Annotated in this window: 23 protein-coding genes; 12 read left to right on the top strand and 11 right to left on the bottom strand. The window is 55.4% G+C overall.

Annotated elements, in window-relative coordinates; translation table 11 throughout:
* Nucleotides 1-46: 46 nt before the first annotated feature.
* Nucleotides 47-925: a translation elongation factor Ts gene (gene tsf / locus GFB49_RS01655; RefSeq protein WP_153214060.1), complete on the top strand. Its 879-nt coding sequence runs from the start codon at nt 47-49 to the stop codon at nt 923-925.
* 431 nt (nt 926-1,356) lie between these two features.
* On the opposite strand, the gene GFB49_RS01660 is transcribed toward tsf, so the two are convergent.
* Nucleotides 1,357-2,106: an autoinducer binding domain-containing protein gene (locus GFB49_RS01660; protein ID WP_343032434.1), complete on the bottom strand. Its 750-nt coding sequence runs from the start codon at nt 2,104-2,106 to the stop codon at nt 1,357-1,359.
* A 9-nt stretch (nt 2,107-2,115) separates the two neighbouring features.
* Nucleotides 2,116-2,556, bottom strand: a complete 441-nt coding sequence (gene aroQ / locus GFB49_RS01665) for a type II 3-dehydroquinate dehydratase (protein WP_153214061.1) — start codon at nt 2,554-2,556, stop codon at nt 2,116-2,118.
* A gap of 334 nt (nt 2,557-2,890) precedes the next feature.
* Between aroQ and GFB49_RS01670 the strand changes: the two genes are divergently transcribed.
* Nucleotides 2,891-3,553, top strand: a complete 663-nt coding sequence (locus GFB49_RS01670; RefSeq protein ID WP_194269241.1) for an enoyl-CoA hydratase/isomerase family protein — start codon at nt 2,891-2,893, stop codon at nt 3,551-3,553.
* Between the two features lie 28 nt (nt 3,554-3,581).
* Nucleotides 3,582-4,793 carry a serine hydrolase domain-containing protein gene (locus tag GFB49_RS01675; protein ID WP_153214063.1) on the top strand — a complete coding sequence of 404 codons (1,212 nt, stop codon included), beginning with the start codon at nt 3,582-3,584 and terminating at the stop codon, nt 4,791-4,793.
* A gap of 118 nt (nt 4,794-4,911) precedes the next feature.
* Here the strand turns inward: GFB49_RS01675 and GFB49_RS01680 are convergent, their stop codons facing one another.
* The 3 genes from GFB49_RS01680 to GFB49_RS01690 are packed head-to-tail and all read right to left on the bottom strand — an operon-like array spanning nt 4,912 to nt 7,242.
* Nucleotides 4,912-5,985 carry a methyltetrahydrofolate cobalamin methyltransferase gene (locus GFB49_RS01680; RefSeq protein WP_153214064.1) on the bottom strand — a complete coding sequence of 358 codons (1,074 nt, stop codon included), beginning with the start codon at nt 5,983-5,985 and terminating at the stop codon, nt 4,912-4,914.
* Between the two features lie 10 nt (nt 5,986-5,995).
* Nucleotides 5,996-6,919 (bottom strand): methylenetetrahydrofolate reductase, encoded by a 924-nt coding sequence (locus GFB49_RS01685; protein WP_153214065.1) that lies wholly within the window; start codon nt 6,917-6,919, stop codon nt 5,996-5,998.
* A gap of 26 nt (nt 6,920-6,945) precedes the next feature.
* On the bottom strand, nt 6,946-7,242 hold the full coding sequence (locus tag GFB49_RS01690) for a virulence factor (protein WP_153214066.1): 297 nt from the start codon (nt 7,240-7,242) through the stop codon (nt 6,946-6,948).
* Between the two features lie 292 nt (nt 7,243-7,534).
* Between GFB49_RS01690 and GFB49_RS01695 the strand changes: the two genes are divergently transcribed.
* Both GFB49_RS01695 and GFB49_RS01700 read left to right on the top strand, forming a co-directional pair.
* Nucleotides 7,535-8,647 (top strand): Ppx/GppA phosphatase family protein, encoded by a 1,113-nt coding sequence (locus GFB49_RS01695; protein WP_153214067.1) that lies wholly within the window; start codon nt 7,535-7,537, stop codon nt 8,645-8,647.
* A 66-nt stretch (nt 8,648-8,713) separates the two neighbouring features.
* Nucleotides 8,714-9,436, top strand: a complete 723-nt coding sequence (locus GFB49_RS01700) for an RlmE family RNA methyltransferase (protein ID WP_153214068.1) — start codon at nt 8,714-8,716, stop codon at nt 9,434-9,436.
* A gap of 28 nt (nt 9,437-9,464) precedes the next feature.
* Here GFB49_RS01700 and GFB49_RS01705 read toward each other — a convergent pair whose 3' ends face one another.
* Together GFB49_RS01705 and GFB49_RS01710 are read right to left on the bottom strand one after the other, a co-directional pair.
* On the bottom strand, nt 9,465-9,632 hold the full coding sequence (locus tag GFB49_RS01705; RefSeq protein WP_153214069.1) for a hypothetical protein: 168 nt from the start codon (nt 9,630-9,632) through the stop codon (nt 9,465-9,467).
* Nucleotides 9,633-9,749: 117 nt separating this feature from the next.
* Complete coding sequence (locus tag GFB49_RS01710) at nt 9,750-10,604, bottom strand: YihY/virulence factor BrkB family protein (protein ID WP_246149569.1); 855 nt, start codon at nt 10,602-10,604, stop codon at nt 9,750-9,752.
* Nucleotides 10,605-10,748: 144 nt separating this feature from the next.
* On the opposite strand from GFB49_RS01710, the gene GFB49_RS01715 reads away from it, so the two are divergent.
* The 4 genes from GFB49_RS01715 (at nt 10,749) to GFB49_RS01730 (ending at nt 15,260) form a co-directional block, all read left to right on the top strand.
* Nucleotides 10,749-11,414 (top strand): ABC transporter ATP-binding protein, encoded by a 666-nt coding sequence (locus GFB49_RS01715; RefSeq protein ID WP_153214070.1) that lies wholly within the window; start codon nt 10,749-10,751, stop codon nt 11,412-11,414.
* Nucleotides 11,411-13,795, top strand: a complete 2,385-nt coding sequence (locus GFB49_RS01720) for an FtsX-like permease family protein (RefSeq protein ID WP_153214071.1) — start codon at nt 11,411-11,413, stop codon at nt 13,793-13,795. The genes GFB49_RS01715 and GFB49_RS01720 overlap by 4 nt, the downstream gene beginning before the upstream one ends.
* The gene (locus tag GFB49_RS01725; RefSeq protein WP_153214072.1) at nt 13,785-14,840 is read left to right on the top strand and encodes a lipocalin-like domain-containing protein; all 1,056 of its coding nucleotides are present in this window, start codon (nt 13,785-13,787) and stop codon (nt 14,838-14,840) included. The genes GFB49_RS01720 and GFB49_RS01725 overlap by 11 nt, the downstream gene beginning before the upstream one ends.
* Before the next feature lie 69 nt (nt 14,841-14,909).
* Complete coding sequence (locus GFB49_RS01730) at nt 14,910-15,260, top strand: DUF6614 family protein (RefSeq protein WP_153214073.1); 351 nt, start codon at nt 14,910-14,912, stop codon at nt 15,258-15,260.
* A 39-nt stretch (nt 15,261-15,299) separates the two neighbouring features.
* Here GFB49_RS01730 and GFB49_RS01735 read toward each other — a convergent pair whose 3' ends face one another.
* Genes GFB49_RS01735 through GFB49_RS01745 form a run of 3 tightly spaced genes read right to left on the bottom strand, consistent with a single transcriptional unit; the run spans nt 15,300 to nt 18,730 of the window.
* Nucleotides 15,300-16,769 (bottom strand): carboxypeptidase M32, encoded by a 1,470-nt coding sequence (locus tag GFB49_RS01735; RefSeq protein WP_153214074.1) that lies wholly within the window; start codon nt 16,767-16,769, stop codon nt 15,300-15,302.
* Nucleotides 16,770-16,785: 16 nt separating this feature from the next.
* Nucleotides 16,786-17,931, bottom strand: a complete 1,146-nt coding sequence (gene ctaA, locus GFB49_RS01740) for a heme A synthase (RefSeq protein WP_153214075.1) — start codon at nt 17,929-17,931, stop codon at nt 16,786-16,788.
* Nucleotides 17,932-17,983: 52 nt separating this feature from the next.
* Nucleotides 17,984-18,730 (bottom strand): RNA methyltransferase, encoded by a 747-nt coding sequence (locus GFB49_RS01745; protein WP_153214076.1) that lies wholly within the window; start codon nt 18,728-18,730, stop codon nt 17,984-17,986.
* A 166-nt stretch (nt 18,731-18,896) separates the two neighbouring features.
* On the opposite strand from GFB49_RS01745, the gene GFB49_RS01750 reads away from it, so the two are divergent.
* On the top strand, nt 18,897-19,529 hold the full coding sequence (locus GFB49_RS01750) for a thiamine phosphate synthase (RefSeq protein WP_153214077.1): 633 nt from the start codon (nt 18,897-18,899) through the stop codon (nt 19,527-19,529).
* A 21-nt stretch (nt 19,530-19,550) separates the two neighbouring features.
* Here GFB49_RS01750 and GFB49_RS01755 read toward each other — a convergent pair whose 3' ends face one another.
* Nucleotides 19,551-20,540: a hypothetical protein gene (locus GFB49_RS01755; protein ID WP_153214078.1), complete on the bottom strand. Its 990-nt coding sequence runs from the start codon at nt 20,538-20,540 to the stop codon at nt 19,551-19,553.
* Nucleotides 20,541-20,796: 256 nt separating this feature from the next.
* Here GFB49_RS01755 and GFB49_RS01760 point away from each other — a divergent pair, with 256 nt between their 5' ends.
* Together GFB49_RS01760 and GFB49_RS01765 are read left to right on the top strand one after the other, a co-directional pair.
* Nucleotides 20,797-21,687 carry a PfkB family carbohydrate kinase gene (locus GFB49_RS01760; protein WP_153214079.1) on the top strand — a complete coding sequence of 297 codons (891 nt, stop codon included), beginning with the start codon at nt 20,797-20,799 and terminating at the stop codon, nt 21,685-21,687.
* Nucleotides 21,684-22,589: a pseudouridine-5'-phosphate glycosidase gene (locus GFB49_RS01765; protein ID WP_153214080.1), complete on the top strand. Its 906-nt coding sequence runs from the start codon at nt 21,684-21,686 to the stop codon at nt 22,587-22,589. The genes GFB49_RS01760 and GFB49_RS01765 overlap by 4 nt, the downstream gene beginning before the upstream one ends.
* Nucleotides 22,590-22,666: the final 77 nt, after the last annotated feature.

The raw sequence follows: 22,666 nt of genomic DNA on the forward strand, positions 1-22,666 counted from the left end.
GGGTATGACCTGCCCCAAATCCCTTTTGAATTGAGGAGAGCCTAAGATGGCAATCACTGCAGCACTCGTGAAAGAACTGCGCGACAGCACCGGCGCCGGCATGATGGACGCCAAAAAAGCGCTGACCGAAAATGATGGCGACATGGAAGCGGCAATTGACTGGCTGCGCACCAAAGGTCTGGCCAAAGCGGCGAAGAAATCCGGCCGTACCGCAGCAGAGGGTCTGGTTGCTGTTGTTGTCGACGGCGGCAAAGGTGTTGCGGTTGAAGTGAACGCTGAAACCGACTTTGTTGCGAAAAACGCTGAATTCCAGGAAATGGTATCCAGCATCGCAACTGCGGCTCTGGGCGTTGCAGATGTTGACGCGCTGAACGCAGCAGAAATCGCTGGCAAGCCGGTTTCCGAGCTGATCACCGACAAAATCGCCACCATCGGCGAGAACATGAACCTGCGTCGCATGGCATCTGTCGAAGGCGAAACCGTTGTTGCATATGTCCACAACGCAGCCACCGCAGGCATGGGTAAAATCGGTGTACTGGTTGCCATGAACGGTGGTGATGAAACCATCGGCAAGCAGGTTGCAATGCACATCGCAGCTGTAAACCCTGCGGCTCTGTCCGAAGCTGAGCTGGACGCTTCCATCGTTGAGAAGGAAAAGCAAGTTCAGATGGACATCGCCCGTGAATCCGGCAAGCCGGAGCAGGTGATCGAGAAGATGATCATGGGCCGCATGAAGAAATTCGTCGCGGAATCCACACTGCTGAACCAAGCCTTTGTTGTGAACCCGGATCTGACCGTGGAAGCCGCAGCCAAAGAAGCAGGCGCAACCATCACTGGTTTTGTTCGTCTGGAAGTTGGCGAAGGCATCGAAGTCGAAAAAGAAGACTTCGCAGCAGAAGTTGCAAAGGCCGCTCAGGGCGCATAAACGCCCCGATACGTCCTAAACCAAAACGAGCGGAGCGCATTTTGCGCTCCGTTTTTTGTTTGTGATTCACGCCGTTGAAAAGTCATAGAACAGATCATCTGAGCCCGCACCCAATGGGCGCCTTCAGCTAACTGTGATGCTTTCTTAGGATAAAAAGAGGGGTCCCAATGATGGGGATATCTGGGACCCCTCATAAATTCTGGATAGGATACAGACCAATAAGCACCCACGACCAGACAAGCCATAGTGCCCTGATATCGCAGGGGTATAGCTCGAAGTTCCTTGGCCAAAGCCACCACTCACGGAACACGCATAGTATGTTACTATATCTCGTATTTCAGTAGTAGTGTTTTCCATACCATTAGCCGAAACATGCCAGTTATTTCCGCTTCTGAAATAAGTCATTAACTTCAGAAGCTTAGAAGTGACGGTCAAGCTTCAATCTGATAAATTTGATTGCTCAATGCGGCCTTCAGAACAGCCTGCGCTGTGGTGTCCACAGCCAAAGCCTCACGGGCGAGTCGGAGGTGCTTTTCAATTGTCGCGGTAGTAAGGCCCATAATTGTGGCAATATCCTGCGTTGTTTTCCCATCGCCAACCCATTGCAGAGCTTCCCTCTGGCGGTTCGTTAGACCGCGATTGGGGGGCACATAGGGCAGGGTGAGAATCTTGAGATGCACCACGTTGCTCATCAGCTCGATGTCTGCGCCGTCTTTCTCCCACATCTTGTCGATCTGATCTTGATCCAAACCGGGACCCGCAGCCAGCGATACAGCCCCTTTGAACCGCGGAGAAGGTGAGAAGAAACTGACCGTATATCCGGCCCTCATCTCCATCGTACGGTTAAATTCAAGCACTTCTGCCGCTTTGGGGCTGAGCGTACCTTCTGTGAGTTGCTTATGTGCCAGCCTCCAACTGCAGGATCCTTCGTTTTCCAGCGCCCAACGAACCATCGGCGCATGAAAGTACAACCCACTGTCGAGAAAACCTTTCATATAGGCCTGACCGTGATTGGACAGGATCAGAAAGTCATTCGGATCGCCAAGAGAATTTGCCACCTTGTGCCGGGTATAGCCGTAGATCACACGGTCAAACCCATAGTCAGCCATCTTTTCCTGATAGCCTTTCCAAAGCTGCTCCAGACTGCGGCATCCTGACACGAATTTTAAGAACTCAATCACGGTTGGGCCTCACTTCGATCCCAGATGTGCCACCATGGCATCCATTGCCATCACATAGCCAAATGACCCAAATCCACAGATCTGCCCAACAACGGCGCGGGAAATATAGGATTGGTGCCGAAAGGATTCGCGGGCATGGATATTGGACAGGTGGACTTCAATCGCGGGCAGTTCGACGGAAAACAGCGCGTCCATCAATGCCACAGAGGTATGTGTATAGGCCCCCGCATTCAGGATAATTCCATCCTGCGCCGTTTTTGCATTGTGGATCTGATCAATCAGATCGCCTTCGTGATTGGACTGATAGCAGTAAACCTCACATCCCTTAGACCGGCCATGATCCCTGCATTTTTCCTCAACCATTTGAAGAGTTTCACTGCCATAAACCTCCGGTTGACGGGTACCCAGAAGGTTGAGATTAGGACCGTTCAGGATCAGGAGTTTCGGCATCGATCTTTCCATTCTTTTTGTTTTACCTGCAGCTAAGTATCGCGGATAAACAATGTCCTGCGCCACCCGCTGCACGATCCATTCAACTTTACGCAGTTTGGGCAGCTTAGAAAAGCTCTAGGCTTAACGCAGTTGGACGGTTTATCTAACTTTGTTGTCTAACTGCCCCTTGGTTTTTTGAATGGGCTTGTTTTTGGCTTCACAAGAGCCAGCCGTAAGAGTTTACACATCTTCGGCTGTCATAACGCAACTACAGCGTGGTTTTACGTATCGCAAAAGCCTCGACCAGATGGCTTGGACCGCGCTACATGAAACACAGAGCGGAGCACAGGCGATGACGCAAGACTGGTTAAATCGCAGAGAGCATGGGGCAGGGATCGTCGAGCTACAGCTGGGCAACGGTCCATCAAACGCACTGTCGCCGGGTTTGTTACAGGACTTTGCACAGCAAATTGCAGAGCTTGACGCCTCAGAAGCGGTTGAGGTCATCCTGATCGGCAGCCCCTTCAAAGCCTTCTCAGTTGGCACAGACAGTTCCCAGAATTCTGACGCCTTCAAGACGGCCCTCGACACTGCACTGATTACACTGTTTTCCTGTCAGACACCCACAATTGCTGTTGTGAACGGCGACATACACGGACCCGGGCTCAGCTTGATTTTGACCTGTGATGACCGCATTGGGGTCACCAAATCGGGGTACAGTTATGACGGCGTCCATTCCGGACTTGAGATGAGCGCGGTTGAAACCGTGCTGGTCAATCAGATGCTGGACCAAAATGTTCTGCGTCGCCTCGCACTGACCGGCCAAACAATTGGTCCTGTGGCGGCGCGCAACTATGGGATCATCGATATTGTTGCTGAAGACCAGGAAGACCTGTGGATGTATGCGCTGCGCGAAGCAAAGGCGTATGCAGCTCTGGCGCCGGATCGGTTTTCCAAGACCAAGACCTGCATTCGCGCCCATACATTGAATTTGATGCGATCTGCTGCTGGCTGATCGCTGCTTCACCCAAGGGAAAAGTCATTTGGATCATTCCGCGCTTGAACAGATCGCGCATTGGCAAACAGCCTATGTTCAGGCGGGGAAATACGCGGGCAGCTCCGTGTTGATCCATCAAAACGGGCAAGAGCGTTTCTTCTCGGCCGTAGGGCAACGTGATCTCCAGCGCGCAACCGCCTTTGACCGCGACACGGTTGTGCGGCTCTATTCGATGACCAAACCGGTGACATCGCTTGCTGTTCTGATCTTGATTGAACGCGGCGCGCTTCGGCTTGATACACCGCTTGATGCAATCTTACCGGAGTTCCGGGATTTGCAGGCTTTGGTCGTGGATGCGACCTCTGCGGAGCAAACGGCGGCGGCCCAGATCCCAACCATATTGCAGCTTTTGACCCATCAGTCCGGGTTTTCATATGCGTTCAACACAGGGCTGGTGCCAGAGTTGATGGCTGCAAACGACATTTCCTTTGGGCCAGACCAAGGCAGCCTGGAACAACAGGTCAGCGCGCTGGCGCGGCTTCCCTTGGCCTTTCAGCCTGGAGAGAAATGGGAATACTCCGTTTCAATTGATGTACTGGGCCGCGTGATCGAAGTGGTCAGCGGTCAAAGCCTGGACACATTTTTGCGCGCAGAAATTTTGGATCCAATGTCCATGCTGGACACAGGCTTTTGCGTGCGCCCCGATCAAATCGACCAGTTTGCGGTTCTGTATTCACAGACCACGGGCGGGCAGTTTGACGTCAATACGGTCACCGCACCGTCAGGGCCGCTCCAGGATGTGGATGATGCCGGTCGGTCACCGTTTTTGGACACCACATTGTTTTCCGGCGGCGGTGGCCTGGTGGGAACCATTGATGATTATGCGAAGTTTGCCAACATGTTGCTGCACAACGGGAATGTCGGCGGTCATCAGCTGGTGTCGCCGAAAACGGCGCAGATTATGCGTCGCAATCATTTGCCATCGGAAATTGCAGACATGGGACCAACCAGCTTTGCGGAACAGCCAATGCGTGGCATGGGCTTTGGCCTCGGCGGGTCTGTTTTGTTGGATCAAAAACGCGCGCAAACCTCTGGATCTGTTGGGGATTTCAGCTGGGGTGGGATTGCCTCCACTTATTTCTGGATCGACCCCAAGCGGCAATTGTCCATCGTGTTTTTCACGCAGCTGTTGCCGTCCAGCGCATATCCATCGCGGGGCGAGCTTAAAACGCTGGTAGATCAGGCTGTGTCACCGTAAATGGCAAGTCTGGCATCCATTTATTTAACATAATTCTCATTACACAACATTTGCAGATCGAAAAAAAGGCCGGACCCGTGTTGGATCCAGCCCCGCCATACGTCAACAATTACCCAGGTTAACCACGGCGACGACGACCGCCGCCGCGACGTCCACGCGCGCCTTCGGCACCATCGTCTTTCTTATTGAACTTGATCCACTCAGCGCCGCCTTCGTCGTTATTGGTCAGGAAGTTCGCCGCACGGATTGCTTCCATCTCTTTTCCAGCGCGCGGCTTGGTGGACCCCATGCCAAACAGTTTGACAAAGGCTTCATCCTCCATGCCCTCAGGCAGAATGATACCAGCGGCTTCGACCTCCGCCTTCTTCTCGGCAATCTTTTTGGGACCAATGGGCAGCGCCACCGGGTTCATGATTGCAGAGGTCATGCCTGTGGCCATTGCCATCGGCAAAAATGCGTTGTTGATGCCATGGCGGTTTGGCAAACCAAACGAGATGTTGGAAGCGCCACAGGTGGTGTTCACACCCAGCTCGTTGCGCAAACGGCGATTAAGCTCAAAGACTTGCAAGCCAGCGGTTCCCATTGCGCCAATGGGCATCACCAGCGGGTCCACAACAATATCATGTGCCGGAATGCCAAAATCTGCGGCACGTTCGACGATCTTTTTCGCAACGGCGAAACGCACCTCGGGATCTTCGGAAATCCCGGTGTCATCATTGGAAATCGCAACAACCGGCACGTTGTATTTTTTGACCAGCGGCAGAACGATTTCCAGCCGCTCTTCCTCACCGGTGACCGAGTTCAGCAACGGACGCCCTTCGGCGGCCTCCAGACCGGCCTCCAACGCGCCAGGAACCGAGGAGTCGATACACAGCGGTGTATCTGTAACCGCTTGGACCGTTTTGACCAATTGGCGCATCAGGTCCGGCTCAACAAAGTTATTGTCGGCATACCGCGGATCTTCGGCCATTTTGTTTGAGAACACCGCGCCCGAGTTAATGTCGAGCACAGTTGCCCCCGCGGCCACCTGCGCCAGAGCATCAGATTCCACACGTGAGAAATCACCGCGTTCCAACTCTTCGTTCAGGATTTTCCGACCGGTCGGGTTGATGCGTTCGCCAATGACTGTGAACGGCTGATCGAAACCCATGATTGTGGTTTTCGATTTAGATTCAATAATAGTACGGGTCATACTTGATCCTTCAGGAGTTCACAGGTTTTGCGGCATCACCGCCATTATCAATGGCCCACGTTGCATTTGTTTTGATCCCACCAAGCGGGAAGAAATGCACATTGGTGATGTTGAAGTCCGGGTTTGCGGCCTTGTGCGCAGCAAGCTCAGTCAGCACATCTGTCGGCTCATAGGGCAACAACAGCTTACTGACATCCATCGCACGTTTCTGCAGCACCTTCAGCGATGGCCCTACCCCACATGCAATGGCGAATTTGATCAGGGTCTGCAGTTTGGCCGGGCCTGCGATACCGATATGGACAGGAATATCAACGCCCGCTTCTTTGATAGCGTCGGCCCATTCAATAATGGGTTTTGCATCAAAGCAGAACTGGGTCGCCAGAGCCATTTGAGCATCTGTCGTTTCAGAGAATTTCTGTTTCCATTGAAGCGCTTCGTCAACATTCTTCATGCTGCCATCGGGATCAATATCTTTGTTCCCTTCAGGATGTCCGGCCACATGGAGATTGGTAAACCCGGCCTTGTCAAACAAGCCGGTCTCCAACAGCTGCATCGAGCAATGAAATTCACCCTGCGGCTGGTTCACACCACCGGCCAAAAGCAGCGCCTGTTTGACATCTGCTTCGCCCTGATAACGCGCGATCCAATCGGCGAGTGTGGCCGCGTCCTTGATAATGCGCGCCGGGAAATGCGGCATGACCGGAAAGCCCTCGGCATTGATGCGTTTGGCGGTCTCAACCATCTCTTCGACCGGCGTGCCATCGATATGGGCAATGTAAACCCGAGTGCCCGCTGGCAGAAGATCGCGAAAGCTTTCAACCTTGGCCGCTGTGCGCGGCATCACTTCGATCGAATATCCGTTCAGGAAGGCTTCGACTTCAGGATTTACAGGCCGCGCGCCGCTGTCACGTTTCTTAAAGTTCAACAAAGCCATCGCGGCCTCCCATAAAGCTTCCAGGCTTACGCCCATCCGTCATTGGCGATCAAGGCCTTCAGGCGTTCTTGATCGTATTCCTGTTCCAGACGTTGAACTTCGGCGTCCGCGATCTCGGCCGCTTCGCCTTCGATAGAGATGGGATCCGCCTTGCGCCATTCTGCCAGATAAGCATCTGCATCCTTGGCACCAACCTTCATGGCTGCGCGGTCGATCGCTTGCTCGAACCGTTCATCCAAAATCTTTTTGGTCCCACGGCGGCCTTTGCCAACGATAACTTGGGCTGGAATATCCCGCCAGTATACGATTGTGACCTCAGCCATGGACCTGATCCCCCTCATTCGTCTGGGTATTCTTGGAAACCTACGATCAGCACCGCAGCAGTGTTCGTCGGTTTTCGACAACACATGCGTTTAGAGCGACGTTTTGTGTGAGGATGAGATACGCTGGTGGCGCCCAAAAATCCACATCAAACGAAACTCATATTCTTCACACTCATTATGAATCACACCACAGTTTTTTCCAGCAAATGCTCAAGAAATGGACTGCGCTGCTTGCGCCGTCGGAATGCCCGACATATTCTGTTGTTAACACGATAATCGGAGGGCGTGAATCATGGCGCCCAGGCGTTCCAAAGGTGCGCGTGCGTTTCCCCGCGCGGTTGAGACCACGGCACCTGCCCGCCCAGACCCAGATGCGCTTTATGCGGCTTTGGATTTGGGAACAAACAGTTGCAGGATGCTCATTGCCCAACCCAAGGGCAGCGGGTTTCATGTGGTCGACAGTTTTTCAAAGTCTGTGCAATTGGGCGCAGGCTTGGAGAAATCCGAGCGCCTGTCGCGTGGATCGATGGCGCGCACCATTCAAGCCCTGCGAATCTGCCAGAAAAAGCTGAAACGGCACCGCGTGCGCAATATGCGACTGGTGGCCACCGAAGCCTGCAGACGCGCCAAAAACGCGCGGGATTTCATTCACCAGGTGCGTCGGGAAACCGGGCTGAAGCTTGAGATTATCAAACCCGAAGAGGAAGCCCGGCTGGCGGTTATTTCATGCGCCCCTCTGGTGTCGACCAAGACGGATCAGCTGTTGGTAGTCGACATTGGCGGTGGCTCGACCGAGCTGGTGTGGATTGACCTATCGTCTGTTCCCCGCCGCGACCGACCCACGGCAATTATGCGGCTGCAATCGGGGTTCCATTCCGGCGACTCACCCTTCCCTGCAGCCAAGGTTGTGGATTGGATCAGTGTTCCTTTGGGTGTTGCCACGCTCAGGGATCAGTTCAACGACGTGGAAGATGATTCCGGTCGCTTTGCGTTGATGAGCTGGTTTTTTGAAGAAAGCCTGGCGGATTTTGCCCCCTATAAGGATGAGCAAGCCCGCGAAGGCTTTCAAATCGTTGGAACTTCTGGAACCGTGACGACGGTTGCCGCCTCTCATCTGGGGCTGAAACGATATGACCGGACCAAGGTCGACGGATTGCGGATGACGTCAGATCAGATTGACAAGGTCATACGCGGCTATCTAGACCTCGGCCCCAACGGACGCCGCCATGACCCGCGCATTGGCGATGACCGTCAGGCATTGATCATGTCCGGCTCAGCCATTTTGCAGACATTGCTGCGGTGCTGGCCAACAGATCGGCTGACGGTTGCGGATCGGGGCCTGCGCGAGGGGCTCTTGTATGCCCAGATGAGCGCGGATGGTGTTTTGGAAGATGGGCCATTCTGACCCAAATCCGGCAAAGACAAAGATGTGGTAAAGTGGCCCGAGCGCCGCTTTCGATATGGTGATGATATGGCGAAGACGCCGACAGGAAAAAACACGTCCGGTCGTGGACAACGCGATCTGAAGGTCAAGGTGAAATCCGCCCGTGGCCGCAAGCTCAGCTCGACCCGATGGCTGCAGCGGCAATTGAACGACCCTTATGTGCGGCGTGCACAACAAGAAGGCTATCGCGGGCGTGCCGCCTATAAGATCATGGAGCTGGACGATAAATACCGGTTTCTGGTGCCGGGTGCACGTGTGGTGGACCTGGGCTGTGCGCCGGGCGGGTGGAGCCAAGTTGCGGTCAAACGGATCAATGCGCTGGGTGAAAAATCCGGAAAATCCATCGGCCGCATTGTTGGCGTCGACCTCCAAGAAGTGGAACCTTTGGCAGGCGCTGAATTCCACCAGCTGGATTTTATGGACGACGGAGCCGATGACAAGGTCAAGGACTGGCTTGGCGGCACAGCAGATGTGGTGATGTCAGATATGGCTGCAGCCAGCTCAGGCCACAAACAGACGGATCACCTGCGTATCATTTCGCTGTGCGAGACGGCGGCCTATTTCGCCTTTGACGTTTTGGAAGACGGCGGGACATTTGTAGCCAAAGTTCTGGCAGGCGGCGCCGAAGGTGAACTGCAGAAGCTGCTGAAGCTGAAGTTCGACAAGGTCATGAATGTGAAACCGCCCTCCTCCCGGTCCGACAGTTCCGAGAAGTTCGTGGTGGCAATGGGCTTTCGCGGCAGGGATTGACGTCACCTGCCCCAAAGACCCGTATCCATTACAGATGCGATGGCGCTTGTAGGGATTTCTTGGCAATTTCGCGCTGAAGCTTTTGCAGTTCTGCGTCATCCTCGGTCAGCTGCCACAGGCGGACGGGCGCTGTTTTTCCCTTTTCAAGACCGTTCGAAAAGGTGATGGCCTTCAAGGTTTTTGACAGAAGAGACATGGAACCGCTCCAAATTGATGTGATCGCTTTGGATTATGGTTAATCACCGACTGTGGGCCCAAAATGGCGCAATTGTGTCACGGCTGCCTTATTGTTTCACTTTCGGCAACAATGTGGTCAATCCGCCGTAGATTTGATGTTTCGATCCATCAAAGCACCATTCAATTCCGCACCCAAAATCAAAATCGCTGCGTTCAGATACAGGAAAACAAGCGCCACCATCGCACCGGCCAGCCCCGCATAGGTCGCCGAATACTGGGCAAAGCTAGCGATATAATAGGCAAAGCCAATCCCAGCGCCCCACCACAGGATAACCGTGAACAAAGCCCCTGCCCCAATTTCGCGCAGACTGTGCAACCGGTCCGGCAAGGCAAAATGGCAGACAAAGACCGAAATCACAGGCACGCAAAGGACAAGCATCCCGTTTGAGCCATTTGCCCATGTGGACACAAATTCGGCGCTCATACCTGGGAGGTGATCCGCGAGGTAGTAGATCACCAACGGTAAGACAACCTCAAACACGGCGGCGATCAACAGCCCTGCCGCACCTATGATCACCAGCGCGACGCAGATGGCGCGCGCTATCCAAAAGGGTCGCGTGTCATCCTCATGATAGGCAGACACCATCGCCAAACGCACCGCGTCCACGCCATTTGACGCAAAATAAATGGTCAAAACCCCGCTAAAGGTCACCAGCTTCAGCCCGGATGTCTCAAGAACGGCCATGACCTCATGCTTGATCGGCGACGCCACCGCATCTGGCCAACTGCCAAACAACAGCTCCATAACGTGTTCAATATCAATAGACTGCGCGGAAACCTCTGCAATAGCCCCAGCCAAGGAGACCGTGAACAACGCAAAAGGAAACAAAGCCAACATCATGGACATCGCGATATGGCTGCTGAGCACCCAACCGTTTTTGTGATTGAACTGCACAGCCGCAGCAAGCAAAGCGGTAACAAAACGTCGCAAACCTGTGGTCCCTATGATACTGAAACATCTGCACAATACCAAGTGAACACGGAATTGGCGCTTTTATTTTTTGATCTTTGAACTATCCCTTAAACAGTGGGTTCAACGAGAGCCTGCGACGCATATCAATCTCAATTTAAAAGGATGCCCATTTTGACCCTGAAGTTTGACAATGTGCACAAATCCTTTGTGTCACAAGGTCAGCGGCGCAGCATCCTGAATGGGGTATCCCTTTCGCTGGCAGCCGGTGAGACCATGGCGCTGACGGGTGAAAGCGGATCTGGAAAAAGCACTTTGTTGCATCTGGCCGCAGGCTTGGATCAGGGCGACGGAGGTAATATTTCCGTTTGTGGTCAAAATATTACGGGACTGTCCGAAACTGGACTTGCAGAGCTGCGCAAGAACAAAATTGCCGTTGTTTTTCAACAATTCAACCTGATCCCGTCCCTCACAGCGTGGCAGAACATTGGGTTTCACGCCCGGCTGGCAGGTCGGTTTGATCAGGAGTGGTCAGATGCTCTGTGCGAAGTCCTGGGACTTGACGATCTGCGCAATCACACGCCGGACCAGCTGTCCGGTGGTCAACAACAGCGGGTGGCGATCGCTCGCGCGATGGCGGTGCGGCCTGCGCTGCTGTTGGCGGATGAACCCACTGGCAGTCTGGACGAAACTTCAGGCCACAAGGTTCTGGATTTGCTATTAAATCTTGTTTCCCAAGAACAAACAGCGCTTTTATTGGTGACGCATTCCACTGCGATTGCGGAACGGCTGGCACGTCGTGTTCACCTAAGCCACGGGCAGCTCACATGATCCGCTGGGGCATGCTGGCCCTGCTGTCGCATTGGCGTCGGGCACCGGTACAGTTTCTGGCAATTGTTCTTGGGCTCGCACTGTCGACCGCCTTGTGGTCAGCGGTACAGGCCATTAATGCAACCGCGCGCGCAAGCTATGGTGAGGCGCAAACGCGATTGGCGCTTTTTGGCGCCGATCGGTTGATGGCGACCGATCGACCGTTGCTGGTAGACGATTATGCCACGCTGCGGCGTGCGGGATGGCTGGTTTCCCCTGTTTGGGAGGGCACAGTCGATCTGGGCAATGGACCTATTCAGCTGATGGCGATTGACCTCTTGTCCCATCCGATGGTGCCCCAACTGCAAGGCGCCGACCAGCCTGTCTCCAACGGCACTGCGCCTTTGCTCGTGGAAACCCCGATCTTTGCCCATCCGGATACCTTGGCTGATTTGGGCCCTATCACCTACCCACAGCAGAGCGCGCCCATTTTGCCGCGGGGATTGGTGATTGCAGATCTTGCGGTTGCTGAGGTCTTGACAGAAGGCGTAAGAAACCTGTCGCATCTTGTTGTTTTAGAAGCAAACAATCAGACCGCCTTCCCCCAAGACTTGCCCTTGGAATGGGTTAAAGGGCCAAACACATCCCCGGGTGAGCTGACGGAGAGTTTCCACCTGAACCTCACAGCATTTGGCCTTCTGGCCTTTGTCGTGGGGCTGTTCATTGTCCAAAGCACGATCAAACTGGCCGTGGAACAGCGGCGCGGCATGATGCGGACCTTGCGGTGTTTGGGCATGCCTTTATCGACGCTGGTGACACTCTGCGCGGCGGAATTGCTCACCCTGGCGGTATTGGCCGGAGCGATTGGTCTGTGCCTTGGCTATTTTATCGCTGGTTTCCTGTTGCCGGGCGTGAACGCAACGCTTTCAGGGCTTTATGGCGCAAAGGTGCCGGGACAATTGAACATGGATCCGTCCTGGGCGGCGACCGGATTGGCGATGACGCTTGTTGGCACCACAATTGCAGGAAGCAGTTCGATGATACAAGTCTATCGCTTACCAATCCTTCAAAGCACAGCCGCCTCTGCGCGCAGCCTTGTGACGCATAGAGTCAATCGCCGTAACCTGTTCATAAGCCTGTTGTTGCTCGCAATTGCGCTGATCCTGTTGTTTATTCCCCACCTTTTGGCGGGTTTCGCGCTGATGGGCGCGTTGATGTTGGGCTTTGTCTTGCTGCTCCCTATTGGCGCAGCGCTTGTAATGCGCTTTTTCGAAACCCGTGTACGGCCAGGTATGGCCCAATGGATCTGGGCGGACATGCGCGCGCAGCTTGGGGTGATGAGCGTCCCGCTGATGGCACTGGCCTTGGCCGTCGCCACCAATATTGGTGTTGAAACAATGACATCCAGCTTTCGCCTCACCTTTGTCAACTGGATCAATCAACGGTTCTCCGCTGACCTTTATGTGTCCGTTGGGACGGCGGATCAGGCACAGCCGCTGCTGGCTTATCTGGATCAAAACAGCGCGGAAACACGGCCCCTGTGGGTCAGCGATTTGGAAAGCGCCGCGCATCCCACGCGGTTATGGGGCGTGGTTGACACACCCTATTACGCAGAACGCTGGCCAATGTTGTCTGAAACTCCTGACGGTTGGGCGAAACTTCACCAGGGTGAGGGCGTGATGGTCAACGAACAGCTGTCGCGTGCCAGAAACCTTTGGGCGGGGGACAGCATCTCCCTTCCCAAACTGGGCGACGCTATGATCTTGGGGACCTACCCGGATTATGGCAACCCTAACCACCAGATCATTATGTCACGTGATGCCCTGTTCCAAATCGTTCCTGACGCGGTTTTGCGCAATGTCGCTGTTGTTATGGGGGCGAACCAAGAACTTCAAACGGAGCTCAGGCAGGTGTTTGATTTGCCGGGAACGGCAATTCTGGATCAAAATCAGCTGCGTGCGCAGTCGTTGCAGGTTTTCGACCAGACTTTTACCGTTACAGCCACGTTAAATGTTCTGACTCTTGGGGTATCGGGCTTCGCCTTGCTGACAAGTTTCACCGCCTTGTGGGGGCAGCGCTTGCCGCAATTGGCTCCGGTTTGGGCTATGGGTCTTGCGACCCGGCAGCTTGCTGTGTTGGAGGTGCTGCGCAGCCTTGGCCTGGCGCTTTTGACCGCGCTTTTGGCGGTTCCCTTGGGACTGCTGCTTGCCTGGGTGCTTTTATCGGTGACAAATACCCTGGCCTTTGGCTGGAAACTGCCGATGTTTCTCTTTCCGGACAGCTGGTTACGCACCGTTCTTCTTGCATCCCTGGCGGCTGTGATTGCCTGCGCGCCGACAGCCTGGCGCCTTTATCGGATCTCGCCCGCGGCGCTTTTGAAGGTTTTTTCCAATGAGCGTTAGACTGTTGTTTGCAATGTTGCTGGCACTCCTGCCCGGTTCTGGTTTTGCGCAAGGTTACGCGGGGCTTGGACAAAAGGCCGGCGATGGGTTTCAAAACCCAGATCCAACCCTAGCCCCAGCATTCCCACAAGATCACGGTCCCCATCCCGATTTTCGCATCGAATGGTGGTATGTAACGGCCAACTTGCAGGACGCAGATGGTCAGGACTATGGGATACAATGGACCCTGTTCCGCTCGGCCGTGCGACCATATGAGACCGACGGATGGGACAGCCCGCAATATTGGCTGGCGCATGCAGCCTTGACGACGCCCGAAACACACCAGGTGGCAGAGAAGCTCTCCCGTGGGGGAATTGGGCAGGCGGGCGTCTCGGTTGATCCATTTGCCGCGTGGATAGACGACTGGCACATGCACGGCGCGGACGCCTCCTTGGACGCGCTGCAATTGTCTGCAAATGGCGATGATTTCTCTTATGATCTGCAGCTCACAGCGACGGGGCCTTTGGTCCTGCAAGGGGAAAACGGGTATTCCGTAAAATCCCAAAGCGGTCAGGCCAGTTACTACTATTCCCAACCGCATTTTGAGGTCACGGGCGTTGTCTCCCCTGACGGCTCTGCCATTCCGGTCACCGGGCAGGCCTGGCTGGATCGGGAATGGTCTAGCCAACCCTTGGACGAGGGGCAAAGCGGATGGGACTGGTTTTCCTTGCGTTTTGAGGATGGCACCAAGCTGATGGGCTTCCTGCTGCGCGGCACATCGGGGGTGTATTCTTCGGGCACCTGGATCGACCAAACCGGCCAAGCCTTTCCCCTGCCCGTCGGTGCCTTTGCCGCCAAGCCCTTGCGGTTTGAAAGCGCCGTATCTGATGACATCCCAACGACTTGGCACGTAAAACTGCCCGATCGAGGTGTCGATATCCAAGTCACGGCGATCAATCCAAACGCCTGGATGGCAACCTCCTTTTCCTATTGGGAAGGCCCGGTGCAGGTAACCGGCAGCCATTCCGGCAAAGGGTATCTGGAAATGACAGGCTATGGCCCGTGATGCGGTTAACCTGACGCTAAGCCAGGCCCGCTATGATTGATCAGTTTCATTCAAGGGGAGGAGAACCCGATGAACCTGTATCACTGTTCCATCGATCTGGTGCATGAGGCCAAGGCGCTGGCCTTTGCCAATGCGGTTGATCAATGGATGGCTTATTTGCAAGAGCGTGGCACTGTACGTGATTGGCGGTTGCTGCGGCGCAAACTGCATCTGGCCAATGATGCCTGCCGTGACTTCCTGCTGGAAGTCGAGTTTGACGATATGATCCAGCTGGACAGCGCGTTCCGGGTTCTTGGTGAAAAGGACGAGGAGGTCGAGCGTTTGTATGAAGGCGTTTCAAACCTGATCGCGCATGTGGATGTTGGCCTGTACCGGCCCTTCCCTGACCCCGAACGCGCGGAGCGTATGGCCCTGATCTAACAAAAAGCCGGGCTGATTGCCCGGCTTTTTCAGTCCGTGTTACAGATCATAAAGATCTGCGAATTTGGTCTTGAGATAGCTAATCAGCGCCGAATGGTTGGGCGCATGGCCGCAGGCATGTTCAATGGTCGCAAGCGGCGTGCGCAACGCTCCGTGTTGCTGAAGATTGTCACCCAACCACGTGGTGGCCGCGGATGTATCACCCTGGGCCAGTTGCGTATCCAGATCCGGAACGGCAGCGCGCAGCGCCTCATAAAGGCAGCCCGCATAGACATTGCCCAGCGAATAGGTTGGAAAATAGCCAAACAACCCCACGGACCAGTGTACGTCCTGCAAACAGCCGTTTGACGGCTTGTCCACCGCATATCCAAAATCGCTGGCAAAGCGTGCGTTCCAGGCCTCTTCCAGGTCCCGAACATCCAGCGCACCGCTCATGAGGTCGCGTTCCAGATCAAAGCGCAGCATGACATGCAGGTTGTACTGTAACTCATCCGCTTCGGTCCGTATGTAGCCATTGTGGACGCTGTTGACGGCCGCATAAAACGCCTCTGCATCTGGGACACCAAAATCCCCAAACACATCCCGCATTTGACCATAAAGCCATCCGGTAAATGCACGGCTGCGGCCCAGCTGGTTTTCATAAATCCGGCTTTGACTTTCATGAACGCCCATCGAGACGCCATTACCCAATGGAGTCAACAGATAGTCGCGAGCAATATTCTGCTCGTAACAGGCGTGGCCAACCTCATGAATTGTTGAATAAAAACAGTTGAACGGGTCGGTTTCACTGGTGCGCGTGGTGATCCGCACATCCAACCCGCTGCCGGATGAGAAGGGATGTACCGCTTTGTCCAGACGTCCGTGGGCCATGGTATAGCCAAAAGCCTCGGCCAAAGTCTGTGCCAGCTGCATCTGCTTTCCGGCATCAAAACGCCCGTCCAAGCCTTTTGGGGCTGGCTGGTCCAACACGGCGGCGCGCAGATCAACCAGCTCGGGGCGCATCGCATCAAAAATCGCGCTGATCTCAGCCGCGGTTGTGCCCGGCTCATAATCCTGGATCATCGCATCATAGACATCGCCGCCTTCGGCCAGTGCCTGGCCTTCCTGGCGCTTCAGAGCGACAACTTCTTCGAGGACGGGTACAAAGGCCGCCACGTCTTCATTGGCACGCGCATCGGCCCATTTTCCCTGCGCTTCGGATGTGACACGGGCCAATGTCTTGGCTAGATCCGCTGGAACTTTTACCGCGCGATCATAGCCGCGTTTGATTTCCCGCAGCTGCGCCTGGCCAACCTCATCGGCGGGCGCTGCCGCAGCCAGCCACTCGGCCACACGCGGGTCGGACCGGCGCGCATGCAAGACGGCTTCCATTGCTGCCATCTCTTCACCGCGCTGTGGAGCCGCACCGCGCGGCATCATGGTTTCCTGATCCCACCCCAAACGGCCTGCTACCTGTGCCAGCGCTTGTGTTTCACGCTGGAACGTCATCAGTTCATCAAATGCCGTCATGTCTTCGAAATCCTTATCAATGATCTTTGATCGAAATGCTTATAGGATAGGCCGACAGGAACCGCGCCCGAAGGATCAAAACCCAGACCAACACGGCCACCAACTGGTGTGCAATTGCTGTTTGCCACGGAGCGGCCTGCACAACGGTCACAATGCCCAAAAGGATTTGGAATGTCACGGCCACCATCACCGCGTTAAAGGCAAAACGGGTGTTTGCATGGGCACTTGCCCGTCCTTTGAGCCAGACAACAACAGTAAAGACCAACAACAGATACCCGCTGACGCGGTGAATAAACTGAACCAGCCCGGGGTTTTCATAAAAGTTCCGCCACATTGGTTCCAAGCCAAAGGCTTCGGGTGGGAAGACCTGCCCCCCCATCAACGGCCAATCGGTATAGGAGCGACCCGCATCAATGCCCGCCACCAATGCGCCCAGCAGGATCTGCAGCATGGCAAAATGCATCAAACCAGTGGCAAGGCTGAATGGTTTTGCCTCTTTTGCGCGACGCGCTTGCATTAAATCCTGTTCGCTGCGTCCCAGCCCCATCATCGCCCAGGCCAGAAGGCCCAGAATAGCAAACGCCAGACCAAGGTGGATCGCAAGCCGGTAAGAGGCGACCGTGGTCACACCTTCACCCTGGGTCACGCCGGAATGTACCATCCACCAGCCAACGCCCCCTTGGACCGCGCCCAGAAGGCCTGGGAGCACCAGACGACCGGCCCAACCGGTTGGGATCTTACGTGCCACGGCAAAGCCCAGAAACCCAACCGCCCAAACCAGACCAATCACGCGTCCCAGCTGGCGATGGCCCCACTCCCACCAATAGATCTGTTTAAAATCAGAGAGTTCCATCCATTTATTCTGGATGGCCCATTGATCGATCTGCTTGTATTTGTCGAATTCCGCTTGCCAGTCCGCCGCATTCATTGGCGGGATGGCCCCCGTGATGGGCCGCCATTCGGTGATGGACAGACCGCTGTCTGTCAGCCGCGTGAGCCCTCCAACCGTGATCATTGCCACGACCAGAACAAACAACATGCCCAACCACATGCGGATCCATTTGCGGGCACCGTCGTGACCGCGATCCAACAATCCGGGCGTGGGCGCGGCTTGTTTTTCCTTGGCGCCACCTACGTCTTCGAAAATACTGCGATTGCTCATCTTTGCCTCTGTGTCCTTCAGCTGATCCAGGCGATGTATGATATAGCCTTTATCAGTCGCGATTGTCCCGCCAACGGACCATCTGTCGCATGATGCCGTGCAGCATCTGCACATCCGCCCGGGTCAGGCGCATCCGGCTCCAGAGATTGCGGAATACAACTTTCATCCCCGGCGCTTTTTCCGGCGGATAGAAATAGCCCGCCTCCTCCAGCCGGTCCTCATAGTGTTTGACCAATGCCTCAACCTCAACACCGGTGGCCCAATCGGATTTGCCGATATCAAACACTTCATGCTCGATCGTTTCGGCTTGGCGGCGCCATTCATAGGCCGCCAGCAACACACATTGCCCCAGGTTCAGCGACGCAAACTCTGGGTTCACGGGCACGGTAATGATCGCATTGGCCTTGGCGATGTCCTCGTTTTCCAGCCCGGCGCGTTCGGGGCCGAACATCACGGCGACTTTCTCACCGGCTTTGATCTTATCCGCGGCCAGTTTCATCGCCGCTTCGGGGCTGTAAACCGGTTTGGTCAGCTCCCGTGGACGGGCGGTTGTGGCAAAGACATAGGTGCAATCTTCAAGCGCACCGGCCAGATCGCCCGCCAGCTGCGCCTCATCCAACAGTCTCCCTGCGCCCGACGCCATCGCAACAGCCTTTTGGTTTGGCCAGCCATCGCGCGGGGCAACAATCCGCATCCGATCCAGCCCAAAGTTCCACATCGCCCGCGCGGCTGCGCCAATGTTTTCGCCCATCTGAGGGCGTACCAAGACAAATGAAGGCTGAGGGGTCGGGCCGGGCATCGCATTCTCCGTTAAATCCGCCTTGCTCTAATGGGCATCTGACATGGGGGCAAGGTGTGTGTTGGCCCTGCCGCTGCATCAAACCTATCTTTTCCATAGGACAAATCCTTGCGTCCGTCAGCATTTCCGGTAAATACCTGTCAATCGTCAAACAGGAGCCCGCGGAATGGAAAACCAGGCCCAAGCCCCCGAGCAGCCGCAGATCTATCTCATTACCCCTCCCACGTTCGAGCTTGCCCGCTTTAGCGAACAGCTAGCACGTGTGTTGGACGCCCAAGACATCGCCTGCGTGCGTTTGGATCTGGCCAGCCGTGATGAGGATACGCTGAGCCGGGCCAGCGACGCCCTGCGCGAGGTCACCATTGCGCGCGACGTGGCCTTGGTGATTTCCGACCACATCGTTCTGGCCGAACGTCTGGGTCTGGACGGTGTGCATCTGACCGATGCCACGAAATCGGTTCGCAATGCCCGCAAAACTCTGGGCACGGACGCCATTGTGGGCAGCTTTTGTGGCACGTCCCGCCATGATGGGATGACTGCTGGCGAAGCAGGCGTGGATTATGTGTCTTTTGGCCCCATCGGCGCGTCGGGCCTTGGCGACGGCGAACAGGCCACACCGGACTTGTTTGAGTGGTGGTCCCAGATGATCGAGGTGCCGGTTGTGGCCGAAGGCGGGTTGACCGAGGACGCGATCCAAAAGGTCGCGCCATTTACAGATTTCTTTGGCGTCGGTGATGAGATCTGGCGCACCGAGGACCCGCTGGCGACGCTACATCGGTTCCAAGCCGTGATGAGCTGAGCACCGGCGGCCAGTCTGCAATCACAAAAAGATCTGATACATCAGAAAACCGATCACCGTCAGGCTCGTGGGCATTATAACCCGCCCGCGGTACTTTGAGCTGCGACCAAGCCACAGACCGATCACCGCGTAAGCCACGCAAACCCATGTCAACAAGGCAATAAAGTTCCCCGCCCCGAACCCTGCTGAAGCGGGCAAGAGATGCGTGATAGGCAGGCCCGCGTTCTCTATCGATGTGGCAAACACAGATATTTGCAAAGCGCCGAACCCAAATAACAACACCCCCCGCCAAATCTGCAAATTACGGAACAGAATATTATCTAAAGCCAGGACCGCAGTCAGCACAGGCAGCGCCCAATCGACAAGCCTCTGATCTGGGGACCAGTGAACATAAGGCAAAGCAACCGCCGCGAGGCTGAAGCCAAGTCCCAAACACGCCAATTGTGCCGCCATTGGACCAATACTGCCGCGCTTTAGGAAGATCACCAAAGCCAAAAGGATCATGCCGACGTCTCGCGGCCAGGCTTTCATGAACCCAAGTTGCAGGTTTTGAAACGCAATCTCTTCGACACTTCTGGCGCTACCACCTCTGATCAGGATCGGCTCGCTGTGACGTCCGCGCAGAAAAATCCCGCTAAAAGGTTCAGAAACGTCAAGCTGCTGCAGCACAACCGGACCCAGCATTTGTGGCCAATAAAATTGTACCGTCAACGCATCCGGTGGGATCTCCACCTCCAGCGCAATATGTGTCGCAGAGTCCGTTTGGCGGATGCCACGGATATCAGTCTGCGCGAAGGTTCCGCCAAACGAGACAATTCCATCCGTAATCTGTGCAAACACCTGGGTCGCACCTGCAGTGTCAGCCCAGCTAGCCGTATCATGATCGTTGAAGACAATGTCCAGAAACAAACGTGTTTCATCCGCTCGAAAGCGCACCTGAGTTGGCTTTTCCGTCTGCGCAAAAGCGGTCACACCGCACAGCAGCCAGCAAACCATCGCACCGGCAATCACATAAACACTTTTGCGCAACAGGACCCGCAGCACGCTCTCCCACGGTTAATTGCTTGAAGTTTTCTATTGATTTCAGTCTAACCACCTCTGTCACGCTGTGGCTAGCGTCAAATAAGCGAGAATGGTCGCCCGACGGGAAACAAAAGCAAACCTGCGGAAACCGGACCCTTCGCCCCTTTGCGCGCCATCCCCAAGCCGCTTGCGATGCGACAAAAAGATTGCCATAGCAACACGAACAGCAAAGGAAGTTTCGCATATGCCAGCTCAGGTCATCTGTATTGGATCAGTGCTGTGGGACATCGTTGGGCGCACACCACGCAATATGGCCTTATCCAATGACGTCCCTGGTCGCATTTTACGGCTGCCGGGCGGTGTTGCCCTCAACATCGCGCAAGCGCTCGCCAAATATGACCTGTCTCCTGTCGCGCTGACGGCAATCGGTCAAGACACCGAAGGTGATGACCTTATGAAGGCCAGCGCCGATCTGGGTCTCGACATGCAATTTGTTCACCGCCCAGACGATTTACCCACAGACTGCTATATGGCCATCGAAGGTGCCAATGGTTTGATTGCCGCAATCGCCGACGCGCATTCCCTCGAGGCGGCCGGCGACGCAATCCTTGCTCCTTTAACGGATGGGCGATTGGGCAGCGAAACATCTCCATTTTCCGGAGTTATTGCGTTGGATGGCAATCTGACCCTGGCATTGCTGCAAGAGATTGCCCAAAATCCGCTGTTCTCCAATGCAGATTTGCGGATCGCGCCGGCTTCACCTGGCAAAGCAGAGCGCTTGCGGCCATTTCTGACCCACAGCCGTGGGACGCTTTATGTTAACCTCGAAGAAGCAGGCATTCTGGTGGATCGTTTGTTTGACAGCAGTCAGGACGCTGTGCGTGCCCTGTTGGACGCAGGAGCGGCGCGGGTGATGGTCACCCACGGCGGGCGCGATGCAACATTTGGCACCCCAGATCTCATCACTTCTCAAACCCCGCCAAAAGTGAATGTCACACGTATCACCGGCGCGGGAGATACGTTTATGGCGGCCCATATCGCTGCTGAAATTCAGGGCGCATCCCCGTCGGATGCCCTTAATGCGGCTCTTGCTGCCGCGGCCTCTTATGTTTCCGGAGACACTATACTATCATGAATATCCAATTTTCCTCCGAAGTTGCAGCCGCCCAGGCCCAAGCACGCCCCATTGTTGCACTGGAAAGCACCATTATCACGCATGGCATGCCCTACCCGCGCAATGTTGAAACCGCCAAATTGGTGGAGCAAGACATCCGCGACGCAGGTGCAACGCCCGCGACGATCGCAGTATTGGAAGGTCAGCTGCATATCGGCCTTGAGCCCGAACAGCTTGAGGCACTGGGACAGGCCAAAGATGTCGCCAAGGTGTCGCGCGCAGATATCGCGGCCTGCATGGCCACCGGCGGAACCGGCGCAACCACGGTTGCGGCCACAATGATCGCAGCCCATCTGGCGGGCCTGTCCGTATTTGCAACTGGCGGCATTGGCGGCGTGCACAAGGGCGCAGAAACAAGCTTTGACATCTCAGCTGATCTGCCCGAGCTGGCCAGCACCCCTGTCAATGTGGTCGCCGCCGGAGCCAAGGCGATCCTGGACATCCCGAAAACCCTGGAATTCCTGGAAACAAATGGTGTTCCGGTGATTGCCTTTGGTCAGGATGCCTTCCCGGCTTTCTGGTCGGCGCAATCCGATCTCCCTGCCCCGCTGCGCATGGACACCGCCGCTGACATTGCCCGTGCCTTTGTCACACGTCGGTCGATGGGGCTGCCGGGTGGGCAGCTGATTGCCAATCCGATCCCAAAAGACGCGGAAATCCCAGCCGAGGTTCTGGCGCCAATTATCGCACAGGCCCAAAGCGAAGCGGATGCGCAAGGCATCACGGCCAAAGCGGTCACGCCCTTTCTGTTGCAGCGGATCTTTGAGTTGACCGAAGGACGCTCATTGGAGGCAAACATTGCCTTGGTCCGAAACAACGCAAAGCTCGCGGCGCAAATCGCCCAAGAACTGATCGCTCAGTGAGCTTTGTGGAAATTGCTTCAATCAACCCATTGTCGGATCACCGGTCGCCCCCTAAGTTGCAGGCATCTAACGGAATT

The organism is Tritonibacter litoralis (genome assembly GCF_009496005.1).
GTDB classification, from domain to species: Bacteria; Pseudomonadota; Alphaproteobacteria; order Rhodobacterales; family Rhodobacteraceae; genus Epibacterium; species Epibacterium litoralis.